The organism is Xanthomonas sp. WHRI 7064 (genome assembly GCF_040202355.2).
Taxonomy (GTDB): Bacteria; Pseudomonadota; Gammaproteobacteria; order Xanthomonadales; family Xanthomonadaceae; genus Xanthomonas; species Xanthomonas arboricola.
Map to the genome: position 1 here is coordinate 685,117 of NZ_CP167821.1, position 11,896 is coordinate 697,012.

9 protein-coding genes and 1 pseudogene are annotated in these 11,896 nt (G+C 68.3%); 4 read left to right on the forward strand and 6 right to left on the reverse strand.

Translation table 11 applies throughout. The features are described from left to right. Positions 1-87: 87 nt before the first annotated feature. The gene (locus ABQY74_RS02980) at positions 88-4,083 is read left to right on the forward strand and encodes a beta strand repeat-containing protein (protein ID WP_372470085.1); all 3,996 of its coding nucleotides are present in this window, start codon (positions 88-90) and stop codon (positions 4,081-4,083) included. Between the two features lie 319 nt (positions 4,084-4,402). On the opposite strand, the gene fis is transcribed toward ABQY74_RS02980, so the two are convergent. The 3 genes from fis to ABQY74_RS02995 form a co-directional block, all read right to left on the reverse strand. Further along, complete coding sequence (gene fis / locus ABQY74_RS02985; RefSeq protein WP_002804983.1) at positions 4,403-4,675, reverse strand: DNA-binding transcriptional regulator Fis; 273 nt, start codon at positions 4,673-4,675, stop codon at positions 4,403-4,405. Between the two features lie 116 nt (positions 4,676-4,791). Next, positions 4,792-5,937, reverse strand: a complete 1,146-nt coding sequence (locus tag ABQY74_RS02990; RefSeq protein ID WP_349793328.1) for a DUF3426 domain-containing protein — start codon at positions 5,935-5,937, stop codon at positions 4,792-4,794. A 369-nt stretch (positions 5,938-6,306) separates the two neighbouring features. Further along, positions 6,307-6,684 carry a helix-turn-helix domain-containing protein gene (locus ABQY74_RS02995; protein WP_016903361.1) on the reverse strand — a complete coding sequence of 126 codons (378 nt, stop codon included), beginning with the start codon at positions 6,682-6,684 and terminating at the stop codon, positions 6,307-6,309. Between the two features lie 147 nt (positions 6,685-6,831). On the opposite strand from ABQY74_RS02995, the gene ABQY74_RS03000 reads away from it, so the two are divergent. Then, on the forward strand, positions 6,832-7,335 hold the full coding sequence (locus ABQY74_RS03000) for a hypothetical protein (protein ID WP_184230282.1): 504 nt from the start codon (positions 6,832-6,834) through the stop codon (positions 7,333-7,335). A 12-nt stretch (positions 7,336-7,347) separates the two neighbouring features. Here ABQY74_RS03000 and prmA read toward each other — a convergent pair whose 3' ends face one another. Further along, complete coding sequence (gene prmA, locus ABQY74_RS03005; RefSeq protein WP_039509979.1) at positions 7,348-8,268, reverse strand: 50S ribosomal protein L11 methyltransferase; 921 nt, start codon at positions 8,266-8,268, stop codon at positions 7,348-7,350. 377 nt (positions 8,269-8,645) lie between these two features. Between prmA and ABQY74_RS03010 the strand changes: the two genes are divergently transcribed. Both ABQY74_RS03010 and ABQY74_RS03015 read left to right on the forward strand, forming a co-directional pair. Then, a complete protein-coding gene (locus ABQY74_RS03010; protein WP_104570989.1) occupies positions 8,646-9,572 on the forward strand; it encodes a hypothetical protein in 927 nt (308 codons plus the stop codon). Next, on the forward strand, positions 9,569-9,934 hold the full coding sequence (locus tag ABQY74_RS03015; RefSeq protein WP_016903365.1) for a hypothetical protein: 366 nt from the start codon (positions 9,569-9,571) through the stop codon (positions 9,932-9,934). Before ABQY74_RS03010 ends, ABQY74_RS03015 begins: the two co-directional genes overlap by 4 nt. A gap of 187 nt (positions 9,935-10,121) precedes the next feature. Here the strand turns inward: ABQY74_RS03015 and accC are convergent, their stop codons facing one another. Continuing rightward, complete coding sequence (accC, locus tag ABQY74_RS03020) at positions 10,122-11,489, reverse strand: acetyl-CoA carboxylase biotin carboxylase subunit (RefSeq protein WP_016903366.1); 1,368 nt, start codon at positions 11,487-11,489, stop codon at positions 10,122-10,124. Positions 11,490-11,531: 42 nt separating this feature from the next. After that, a pseudogene (locus tag ABQY74_RS03025) lies at positions 11,532-11,860 on the reverse strand (four helix bundle protein). Positions 11,861-11,896 lie beyond the last annotated feature (36 nt).

Below are 11,896 nucleotides of genomic sequence, written 5' to 3' on the forward strand. Positions count from 1 at the left end.
ACCGCCGACATCATCTGGCTGGGCGAGGAGGGCATGATCAAGTTTCCCCGGGCCGAGGTGGTCTACGCCGGCAGCCGCGCCGGTGCCATGCAGTGCATTGCCGCGGGCATTGCGCAGCACGCGCCGCCCCAGCCGGAGCCGCCGGCAACGCCGGTCGTTGCCGCGGATTTCATTCCCAAGGCAGCGCAGGCGCAATTCACCGCACCGCTCGTCGAAAGCGCTGCACATTCCACCGCGCCAATGCCGGTCGCGACCCATGGCATCGATCCGCAGGCCGCACACGCTACAGCTGCGATCCTGCGCACACGCGAAATCGCCACCTATGGCAGCACGCTCACCGGCGCCGATCAGAGCCAGCTGATCGCAGGCTATGGAAGTACCGAAACCGCAGGTAACGGCAGCGAGTTGATCGCCGGCTATGGCAGCACCGGCGTGGCCGGATCCGACAGCACCATCGTCGCCGGCTACGGCAGTTCCCAGACCGCAGGCGGCGGCAGCACACTGACGGCCGGCTATGGCAGCACCCAGACCGCGCGCCATGGCAGCGATCTGACTGCAGGCTACGGCAGCACGGAAACCGCGGGTGCAGACAGCTCGTTGATCGCCGGCTATGGCAGCACACAAACTTCCGGCGGCGACAGCTCGTTGACTGCCGGTTACGGCAGCACCCAGACCGCACAGAACGGCAGCGACCTCACCGCAGGCTACGGCAGCACCAGCACCGCGGGCACCGACAGCTCGTTGATTGCCGGCTATGGCAGCACCCAGACTTCGGGCGGAGAAAGCTCGCTGACCGCCGGCTATGGCAGCACGCAGACTGCGCAGGACGGCAGTGACCTCACCGCCGGCTACGGCAGCACCGGTACCGCAGGTGCCGACAGCTCCCTGATTGCCGGTTATGGCAGCACGCAGACCTCGGGCAACGACAGCTCGCTGACGGCAGGCTACGGCAGCACGCAAACCGCCCGCACCGGCAGCGACCTCACCGCGGGTTACGGCAGTACCTCCACGGCCGGCGCGGACAGCACGCTGATCGCCGGCTATGGCAGCACGCAGACCTCCGGCGGCGACAGCTCGCTCACCGCCGGCTACGGCAGCACGCAGACCGCGCGCAAAGGCAGTGATCTGACCGCCGGCTACGGCAGCACTGCAACCGCCGGCGCCGACAGCACGCTGATCGCCGGTTATGGCAGCACCCAGACCTCCGGTGGCGAGAGCTCGCTCACTGCCGGCTACGGCAGTACACAGACTGCACGCAAGGGCAGCGACCTGACCGCCGGCTATGGCAGCACCTCGACGGCCGGTGGCGACAGCACCTTGATTGCAGGGTACGGCAGCACGCAAACCTCTGGCGGTGACAGTTCACTCACCGCCGGCTACGGCAGTACGCAGACCGCGCGCAGCGGCAGCGACCTGACCACCGGCTACGGCAGTACCTCCACCGCCGGCGCCGACAGCACGCTGGTCGCCGGCTATGGCAGCACGCAGACGTCCGGTGGTGATAGCTCGCTCACCGCCGGTTACGGCAGCACGCAAACGGCGCGCAGCGGCAGCGACCTGACCACCGGCTATGGCAGCACCTCCACCGCCGGCGCCGACAGCACCTTGATCGCCGGCTATGGCAGCACACAGACCTCGGGCGGCGACAGCTCGCTGACCGCCGGCTACGGCAGCACGCAGACCGCACGCAGCGGCAGCGACCTGACCACCGGCTACGGCAGCACCTCCACCGCCGGCGCCGACAGCACCTTGATCGCCGGCTATGGCAGTACGCAGACCTCCGGCGGCGACAGCTCGCTGACCGCCGGCTACGGCAGCACGCAAACGGCGCGCAAGGGCAGCGACCTCACCACCGGCTACGGCAGTACGTCCACGGCCGGTGGCGACAGCACCTTGATTGCAGGGTACGGCAGCACGCAAACCTCTGGCGGTGACAGCTCACTCACTGCTGGCTACGGCAGTACGCAGACCGCGCGCAGCGGTAGCGACCTGACCACCGGCTACGGCAGTACCTCCACCGCTGGCGCCGACAGCACCTTGATTGCAGGGTATGGCAGCACGCAAACCTCTGGCGGTGACAGTTCGCTCACCGCCGGCTATGGCAGCACGCAGACCGCGCGTAAGGGCAGCGACCTCACCACCGGTTATGGAAGTACCTCGACGGCTGGTGCCGACAGCACGCTGATTGCCGGTTATGGCAGTACGCAAACCTCGGGCGGCGACAGTTCCCTGACGGCGGGCTATGGCAGCACGCAGACTGCCCGGAAAGGCAGTGACCTCACTGCCGGCTACGGCAGCACCTCCACCGCCGGTTCGGACAGTTCATTGATCGCCGGCTATGGCAGCACGCAGACGGCCGGCTTCAAGAGCATCCTGACCACCGGCTATGGCAGCACCCAGACTGCGCAAGAGGGCAGCATGCTCACTGCCGGCTATGGCAGTTCTTCCACCGCAGGCTCGGACAGCTCGCTGATCGCCGGCTACGGCAGCACCCAGACCGCCGGCTTCAAGAGCATCCTCACCGCCGGCTACGGCAGCACGCAAACCGCGCAGGAACGCAGCACGCTCACCACCGGTTACGGCAGCACCTCGACGGCAGGGCATGACAGTACGCTGATTGCCGGCTACGGCAGTACGCAGACCGCCGGCTACAAGAGCATTCTCACCACTGGCTATGGCAGTACCCAGACCGCGCAGGAAGGCAGTTCGCTGATCGCCGGCTACGGCAGTTCCTCCATGGCCGGCCCGGACAGCTCGCTGATCGCAGGGTATGGCAGTACCCAGACCGCCGGCTACGACAGCTCATTGACCGCCGGTTACGGCAGCACCCAGACCGCGCAAAGCAGCAGTTGGTTGATCACCGGTTACGGCAGTACCTCCACCGCCAGCTTCCAGAGCTCGTTGATTGCCGGCTATGGCAGCACGCAGACGGCCGGTTACGAAAGCACGCTGACTGCCGGCTACGGCAGCACCCAGACCGCGCAGGAAATCAGCTGGCTCACCACCGGTTACGGCAGTACGCAAACCGCCGGCCATGGCAGCATCCTGACTGCCGGTTACGGCAGCAATTCCACCGCCGGCTACGAAAGTACCCTGATTTCCGGCTATGGCAGCACGCAGACCGCCGGTTACGAAAGCACCCTGACGGCCGGTTACGGCAGCACGCTGACCGCGTTGGAAAACAGCTCGCTCACCGCCGGCTACGGCAGTACCGAAATCGCCGGGTTTTCCAGCACCCTGATTGCCGGTTACGGCAGCAGCCAGACCGCCGGTGGCGACAGCACGCTGACCGCAGGCTATGGCAGCACCCTAACCGCGCAGGACAACAGCTCGTTGACCGCAGGCTACGGCAGCACCGAAATCGCCGGGCAGGACAGCTCGCTGATTGCCGGCTATGGCAGCAGCTTGACCAGCGGCGTACGCAGCTATCTGACCGCCGGCTACGGCAGCAACCAGATCGCCAGCTATGGCAGCTCGCTGATCGCAGGACACGAAAGTACCCAGATCGCCGGTCACCGCAGCATGCTGATTGCCGGCAAGCTGAGTTCGCAGACGGCCGGTTCGCGCAGCACGTTGATCGCCGGCATGGGCAGCGTGCAGACCGCAGGCGACCGCAGCAAGCTGATCGCTGGCGCCGACAGCACCCAGATCGCTGGCGATCGCAGCAAGTTGCTGGCCGGCAGTAATAGCTTCCTCACCGCCGGTGACCGCAGCAGGCTCACCGCCGGCGATGACTGCACGCTGATGGCGGGCGACCGCAGCAAGTTGACCGCCGGCAAGAACAGCATCCTGACGGCGGGCGCCAACAGCAGATTGATCGGCAGCCTGGGCTCCACCCTGACCGGTGGCGAGGACTCGGTGCTGATCTTCCGCTGCTGGGACGGCAAGCGCTACACCAACATCATCGCCAAGACCGGGGAAGAGGGCGTCGAGGCCGACACCGCCTATCAGATCGACGACGACAAGAACGTGGTGGAGAAGTTCGACGATCCGTTCGACACGCTCGCCACCATCGTGCCGGACCATGGCAGCGGCCCGGCCCCGGCAGCGGATCATGCAGCGGTGACGCAATTGCCGAACTAAGCAGGCAACTCGCCCAGCCGATCGGCATCGCCGATTGAGCACTGCAGCCAACCGCCGGATCCCCGGCGGTTGGCCCGATCAGATGAAGAGCGCGCGCGAGACAGGGCACGCTGGGCGCGACGGAAGTCCTGCGAAGGCATGGCAGAGGAGACACATCAGGCAGCCCTACCGGGCATCAACACGCAGAACATTCCACAAACACGCAATAAGGATCGGCATCGGCCGCGTCATCACCAAGCGTGCAAGCGCAGTGCACTGCCAGCCCGCAGCACACCCCAACGCTCTAACGATTCCCCAATCCCGATTCCCGATTCCCGGCTTACGTCAGCCCATACTCTTTCAGCTTCTTGCGCAGCGTGGCACGGTGAATGCCCAGCATCGCCGCCGCGCGGCTCTGGTTGCCTTCGCAGTGGTTGAGCACTTCCACGAACAACGGGATCTCCATCTCGCGCAGCACGATTTCGTACACGTCGTCGGCGTCGCTGCCGTCCAGGTCGCGCAGGTAACGGCGGACGGACTGGGCCACGTGTTCGCGCAGCGGCGACTTCGGGGCGCCACGACTGGTGTCAGGACGAGAGGGGGCTGCGTTCAAAGGAGGTTTCCCAGTGTCACGAAGCCGGGACGCGTGGCCGGCGAGGGGGAGTGAGTCTAGCGCGTGACCTCCCCGCTCGCCACGCCCGTGTGGCCGTGGGCGCAGGTCGGGTCCGCTCAGCGGAAGTCGAAACTGAAGGCGGCCGTGCTCGCGGCCGGTTCGCGCACGCGAAACGCCACCTGCACCGCCTGGCCCGGCGCGAGCGTGTCCTGCGCCGCCGGCGGCTGGCCCAGATACTCCTGCGGCGCCAGCACACGCGTGCCGATCACCCGCCCGTCGGCGTCGGACAGCGACAGCTGCAGCCACGGCCAGGCCTGCGCCCAGCGTGCCTCGTTGCGGAAGCTGGCCTGGATCTGCAGCACGCCCGGCACCCCGGGCAGCGGCCGCACCTCGCGATTGAGCAAGGTCAGCGCGGCCGGCTCGCGCCAGGCCGGCAGGGTGCAGCGCGCCACCGTGCAGGCGGCACTGACCAGCGGACGCCAGCGCGCATCGGCGGCCAGCTGCGCACGGTCGGCGATGACGATCTGCAAGGCCAGCAGGCCGACCAGCCCGACCAGCAACGCCCACTGGCGGCCGCTGGCGCGCAGCCGTGGCCGGCCCAGCCCGCGCCGTGCAAATGCAGGTGCGGGCTGGGCCGGCAGTGGCTGGAACTGGGCGGGCGCTGCTGCGTCGGCAGCGCCCGCGTCGTTGTCGCTGGGCTCGGCGTCCGTGTCCGGATCGGTGCCGGGTGCTGGCGGGGCGGCCAGGTCGGAAGCGGGGGCGGACGCGGTGCCGTGCTCACGCTGCCGGTCTGTGCCTGCCATGCCGGCGGCTGCTACGCCGCGCGGATGCACGGCGGCCGACTGTGCAGCGGCAATGCCGGCGAGGCCGGCGTGGGTGTCGCTGCGGCCGGCCGCTGTGTCTTCGGCAGGATCGCCGGGCAGCTGGCGCGTGGTCGCCGTGGTCCACGCCAGCCGGTCCGGCTCGGCGGCATCTGCCGCGGTCTGGCTGGCATCGCCGGGCGGCAGCAGGATGTCCAGCGGCACCGAATCGCTGTGCGGCGTCGTCGCCGGCGGCGCAGACGGCGGCGGAACGAGCGGCGCCGCCGGTGCGGCCACCGGCTCGGCCAATGGTGCCGGCACCAGTGCGCCGGCCGGCACCGGCGGCGCGTGCAGCGGCGCGTCGGCCGCAGGCACCACCGGGGTCGGGATCAGCGACGGAGCAGCCGGCGTCGCACGCAGGAACGTGGCCAGGGGGCGGCGCGGTGGCGGGGTCTCGGACATCGGCAGGCGTGCAGCGGGAAGAACCCTATTCAACCACGCGCACGCCAATGGGCGAACCCGGGCGCGTCATGCGTGCAGCACGCAGCCGCAAGCGCAGATGCCGCTTCCATCGACTGCGGGGTACGCATCTGCGGGGTACGCATCCCGTTGGCTGGCCAACCGTCGCGCCGCTGTGACCACCCTGCCGCAGCCCAAGGCCGCATTCCAGCAAAGGCAGCATTCCAACCAATAAGCAAACGCAACGACCGGCACCACGTCATCCAACTCCGACTGAGCCAGCTACCAACACCGAGCTTGCCTCACAAACGAAGCGCCCAGCAGCCTGCCCCCGATTCCCGATTCCCGATTCCCGATTCCCGATTCCCCAACTCAACGCCGACGCCGCGTCTTGCTCTCGGCCAGCAACAGATCGAGCAGGCCGCTGCGCTGGCGCGGCGCCAGCGTGTCGAAGCGGTTCAGCAGCACGCGTTGCTGCTCGTCCAGATGGCGGTACTGCGCGGGTTCTTCGGCGATCGTCGGTACCGGTGGGCCGAAGGTGCGCTCGCCGCGGCCGGTGGCCAGGTATTCGAACGCCATGCCGCTGCGCCTGGCCAGGCCGATCAGGTTGTCCACCGAGGGCGCGGTGCCTTCGGCCATCTCCCACTGCGCCACCGCGCTGCGGGTCACGCCCAGCTCGCCGGCCAGGCCTTCCTGGGTCAGCTTGGTCAGGGCGCGGGCTTCGCGGACGCGTTCGTACAACTTGCTCACACGGCACCGTGAGTGGGGAACGGGCCGGGAGATATAGCCCTAGCAGCAATCAGGGATAGTTCGTATACCTTTCATATGCCGATATGTTTGCGATACTGTCTGGACGTCAATGATGACGGGATCACAGCGAACTCAAGGAGGACATCCATGGTCGAGCCAGCCGCTCCCAAATCCGCCCGTTCCACCACGCCGGCAACGCCGCCCGCCGCGCCACCACCAGCCGCATGGCCGGCACATTCGCCGCTGGATCCGGCGATCACCCGCTTTCGGGGCGCGCCGTGTTACCAGGTCTGGCAGCGCCAGGACGCGTGGACCGCCGTGGCCGACGGCACGCAGTGGTCGGCCGGGCTGGCGCCGCGGTGGTGGGCGCTGCGCCAGCGGCACTGGCGGCTGCTGGCGCTCGGTGTGGGTTTGCTGGCGCTGGCCGGCGGCCTGGCCAGCCTGGGCCCGCGGACGTGGTCGCTGCCGGCCTGGGCGGCCTTGCTGCTGGCCGAGCTGGGCCTGCGCGTGCAGCTGGCCCGGCAGGCCGGGCCGTGGCGCAACGCGGCGCTGCGGCGTGCCGGCTGGCAGGCGGTGACCCGCCTGCGCGCCATCAGCGTGGCCGATGCGGTGACCACCGCGCAGATCCGCGCCGGCCGGCCACACCGCTGACCCGAGGCGGCGTCAGTGGCGGCGCACGCCGTCGATGCGCATCCAGTCTTCGTCGCGTTCGCAGCGCAGTTGCTCGAACCAGGGCGCGTAGCGCTGCAGCAGTTCCTCTTCCTGACCATGCAGGATGCCCGACAGCGCAATCCGCCCGCCCGGTGCCACGCGCGCGGACAAGGTGTCGGCCAGCGCATCCAGCGCCGAGGCCAGGATGTTGGCGACCACCACCGGATAGGTCTGCACCGGCTCGTCCTGCGGCAGGTACACCGCCAGCTGCGCCTGCAAGGCATTGCGCTCGGCATTGTCGGCAGTGGCCAGCAGCGCCTGCGGATCGTTGTCCACGCCCACCGCGCTGGCGGCCCCCAGCTTCAGCGCGGCGACGGCGAGAATGCCCGAGCCGCAGCCGAAATCCAGCACGCTGCGGCCCTGCAGCTCGCCGCTGCCGGCCAGGCTGTCCAGCCAGCGCAGGCACAGCGCGGTGGTCTGGTGCGTGCCCGAGCCGAACGCCAGGCCCGGATCCAGACGGATCACTGCGGCGTCGGGCGCCTGCGCGGCCTCGGGCAGCGCGTGATTCCACGGCACGATGAAGGTGCGCGCGCCGAACTGCATCGGCTTGAACTGATCCATCCAGGCGCGCTCCCAGTCGCTGTCGTCGACCGTGCGGAACGCCACCTGGCTCCAGTCCAGCCCGGGGTCGAACGCTTCCAGCGCGGCGAGCAGCACCAGCGCATCGCTGTCGCCGTCGAACAGCGCGTTCAGCACCATGGTGTTCCACAGCGGCGTTTCGCCGACGCCGGGCTCGAGAATGGCGCGCTCGTTGCTGGTATCGGCATTGGCGTCGAGCAGCGTCACCGCCAGCGCGCCGATGTCGTCCAGCGCATTCTGGTAACGGGGCTGGGTGGCGTCGGAGCAGGGCAGGGTCAGTTCAAGAAACGGCATCGTGGCGGTCGGGCAATTCGAAAGCGTGCATCGTAGACCATTCATGCCGGCGGACTCCTGCGCGGGGGGGGGGGGCCGGATAGGCGGACCCATCGCGTGTGCGATACGGCGGATGCCGTCGCCTGATCGGTGCAATCAGCGCATGCGGCGCGGTGGCGCCGGCCGCTGCCGGCGCAGCACGCGGGCGCGCCGGCAACCAAACGCTCGCTGCGCAACACCCACGCCACACCCGTGCAGATCACCGTCCTCATGCAATGCACCGTCCGCCGTTCGCATCGGCATCGGCAGCGTCCGCTTGCGCGCCAGCGCGCGCGGATGTGGGTGCTAGACTCCGCGCCGTCGCTGCGGGGCTTTCCGCAGCAGGGTCGCCGCTGTCCATGCCGCTTGCTCGTGCCCGCCATCTCTGGCTGTTGCTGGCTCCCGTCGCGCTCGCGGCGGCGGCCTGGTGGCATGTGCGCGCGCAACCGGGCGATTCGCCCACCGCCGCGCTGCCGGCGGTTGCAAGCAGTGCCCGTGCCGGCGTGCCGGCAGCGGTGGCGCACGCGCCCGCCGAACGCGGCACTGCCCTGCAGTTGCCGTACCGCGATGCGGTGGACGCGCAGCCTGACCTGTACCGCTATGCGCAGCAATTGCAGCAGCAGGTGCGCGCCGGCAATGCGCAGGCGGGGTGGCGCCTGAGCCGCGTCTACGATTACTGCGCGCCGTATGCGTCCAGCCCGGCCGGTTACGCCGCCGACAGCGCCTGGATCGCCGCGCAACACACACCCGGCGTGGTGGCGATGCACGCGGCGCGCACGCGCGTGGCGCAACGCTGCGCCGGCTTTGCGCCCGGCGATGGTCTGAGCCCGCGGCTGGTGGCGCAGCAGCGGCAGGCGGCCGCGCGTGCAGGCAATCTGGCTGCCGAGGCGGCGTTGCTGGCGCTGGGCGAGCCGCTGCAGCGCTCGCCCAGCTACAAGCGCGCGCTGGTGCAGCGCGTGCTGGCCTCGCGCGACCCGGAGGCCTACCTGGCGCTGGCGCCGGCGATGGGTGCGCGCGCCAGTGGCGATGACAGCCTCGACGGCTACGTGGCCGGCGATCAGTTCGCCGAGCTGGCCTGGCAGGTGGCTGCATGCCGGCTGGGGCTGGATTGCAGCGCAGACAGCACCCTGGTCACCAGTTATTGCGCCAACGCGGGCATCTGCTCGCGCAACAGCGCACAGGATTTCGTGTCGTTCGTATTCGATGCCGCGGTGCCGCGGCAGGGAGCAGACAGAGTGGATGAGATGGTCGATAGCTTGGTCTCCGAGCCGGGAGCGCAGTCATGAATTACCGTCGCCTGGCGCATGGCGCCAAGTTCTGGTTCTGGGTCGCGTTGTTCGTGGCGTATTCGGCCGCGGCCGTGGGCATCGTGATGATCGACACCGCCGATCACCGCTACCAGCCGCTGTCGGTCAAGTCAACCACGGTCGCCGCCGACGAACAGCAGCGACGGCATGGCGCCAGCCAGGTGGCCGCGGTCTACCGCGCCAGCAGCGCGATGCCGTTTTCGACATTGCCGGCCGGCTCCACCTTCCAGGTGGTGTGGCCGGATGGCTCCACCGAAACCATGACCGTGGTCGACCCGGCCTCCTCCAGCGGCATCGTGCCGGTGCCGGGCAGCCAGCAGCCGGCGCCGCGGATCCGGTAGCACGCAGGATCCCGTAGGAGCGCACCTGGGCGCGACGAGGTTTCACCGATAAAGCGCGGTCGCGCCCGGGTGCGCTCCTACGCATAGGTCGGCTGGCCTGCGTGAGGCACTGCCGGCGCGATGCACCGGAAATAACGCAACAAGCCCGGTTTCCCGGGCTTGTTGTGCGGTGCACTGGCCGGTGCGATCAGACCAGCGCGATCGACTTGTTCTTGCGCTCGGCCAGGCGCTTTTCCAGATAGTGGATGTTCTGCCCACCGGCCTGGAAGCCCTTGTCGCGCATGATGCGCTGCTGCAGCGGGATGTTGGTCTTGATGCCGTCCACCACCATCTCGCTTAGCGCTACGCGCATGCGCGCGATCGCGGTCTCGCGATCGGGGCCATGCACGATCAGCTTGCCGATCATCGAATCGTAGTTCGGCGGCACCTTGTAGCCGGCGTAGATGTGCGTATCCACACGCACGCCCGGGCCGCCGGGCGGATGGAACGCGGTGATCAGGCCCGGATTGGGCATGAAGGTTTCCGGGTCCTCGGCATTGATGCGGCACTCGATCGCATGCCCGCGCAGCACGATGTCGCTCTGCTTGATGGTCAGCTTGCGGCCGGCGGCGATGCGCAACTGCTCGCAGACCAGGTCGATGCCGGTGATGCGCTCGGTGACCGGATGCTCCACCTGGATGCGCGTGTTCATTTCGATGAAGTAGAAACGCCCGTCTTCGAACAGGAACTCGAAGGTACCCGCGCCGCGATAGCCGATGCGGATGCAGGCATCCACGCAGACCTTGCCGATCTCGTTGCGCAGTTCTTCGGTGATGCCCGGGGCCGGCGCTTCTTCCACCACCTTCTGGTGGCGGCGCTGCATCGAGCAATCGCGTTCGCCCAGATGGATCGCACCGCCCTGGCCGTCGGCCAGCACCTGGATTTCCACGTGGCGCGGATTTTCCAGGAACTTCTCCATGTAGACCTGATCGTTGCTGAAGGCGGCCTTGGCTTCGGACTTGGTGGTTTCGATGGCAGCCTTCAACGCGGCCTCCGAATGCACCACGCGCATGCCGCGCCCACCGCCGCCACCGGCGGCCTTGATGATCACCGGGTAGCCGATCTCGCGCGCCACCTTGGTGTTGGCGACGATGTCGTCGCCCAGCGGGCCGCCCGAACCGGGCACGCACGGCACGCCGGCGGCCTTCATCGCGCGGATCGCCTCCACCTTGTCGCCCATCAGGCGGATGGTGTCGGCCTTGGGGCCGATGAAGATGAAGCCGGATTCTTCCACGCGCTCGGCAAAGTCGGCGTTTTCCGACAGGAAACCGTAGCCGGGATGGATGGCCTGCGCATCGGTCACCTCGGCCGCGGCGATCAACGCCGGGATGTTGAGGTAACTGTCGCTGGAGGCGGCCGGGCCGATACACACCGACTCGTCGGCCATGGCCACGTGCTTGAGGTTGCGGTCGACCGTGGAATGCACCGCGACCGTGCGGATGCCGAGCGTGTGGCACGCGCGCAGGATGCGCAGCGCGATTTCACCTCGGTTGGCGATGACGACTTTATCTAGCATGGGAATAGGGAGTCGAGAATGGGGAATGGGGAGAAGCGGGCATCATGGTGCGGCTCCACGTCTGCGTAAGGCATTCATCAATGCGGTGAGCTTGGCGAAGACCTGGTCGACCTGCTGGCTGACGATGTCTTCGTCTTCGGTGTTGCTATAGCCCAGTCGTACGGCGATCTGGACCTGTGTATCCAGTTCGGAGAGCGAGCCGCGCGCAATCGAGAGAAACCGCGCGTAATCGGGAGTGAACGTCGCGCCGCACCTTCGGCGATATTCGACGGGACGCTGATGGCCGCACGGCGCAGTTGCGCCGTCAGACCGTAGCGTTCCTGCTCGGGAAAGACCTCGGTGAACCGGTAGATCATTTCCACAAGCTCCATGGAATCGCGCCAGGCCTCCAGGCGTTCATGAGGCCG

Excerpts from the sequence above, each read along its gene's own strand:
- ABQY74_RS03015 (WP_016903365.1), top strand. The coding sequence starts at position 9,569 with ATGAATTACCGTCGCCTGGCGCATGGCGCCAAGTTCTGGTTCTGGGTC.
- ABQY74_RS02990 (WP_349793328.1), bottom strand. The coding sequence starts at position 5,937 with ATGTCCGAGACCCCGCCACCGCGCCGCCCCCTGGCCACGTTCCTGCGT.
- prmA (WP_039509979.1), bottom strand. The coding sequence starts at position 8,268 with ATGCCGTTTCTTGAACTGACCCTGCCCTGCTCCGACGCCACCCAGCCC.
- ABQY74_RS03000 (WP_184230282.1), top strand. The coding sequence starts at position 6,832 with ATGGTCGAGCCAGCCGCTCCCAAATCCGCCCGTTCCACCACGCCGGCA.
- ABQY74_RS02980 (WP_372470085.1), top strand. The coding sequence starts at position 88 with ATGCAGTGCATTGCCGCGGGCATTGCGCAGCACGCGCCGCCCCAGCCG.
- accC (WP_016903366.1), bottom strand. The coding sequence starts at position 11,489 with ATGCTAGATAAAGTCGTCATCGCCAACCGAGGTGAAATCGCGCTGCGC.
- ABQY74_RS03010 (WP_104570989.1), top strand. The coding sequence starts at position 8,646 with ATGCCGCTTGCTCGTGCCCGCCATCTCTGGCTGTTGCTGGCTCCCGTC.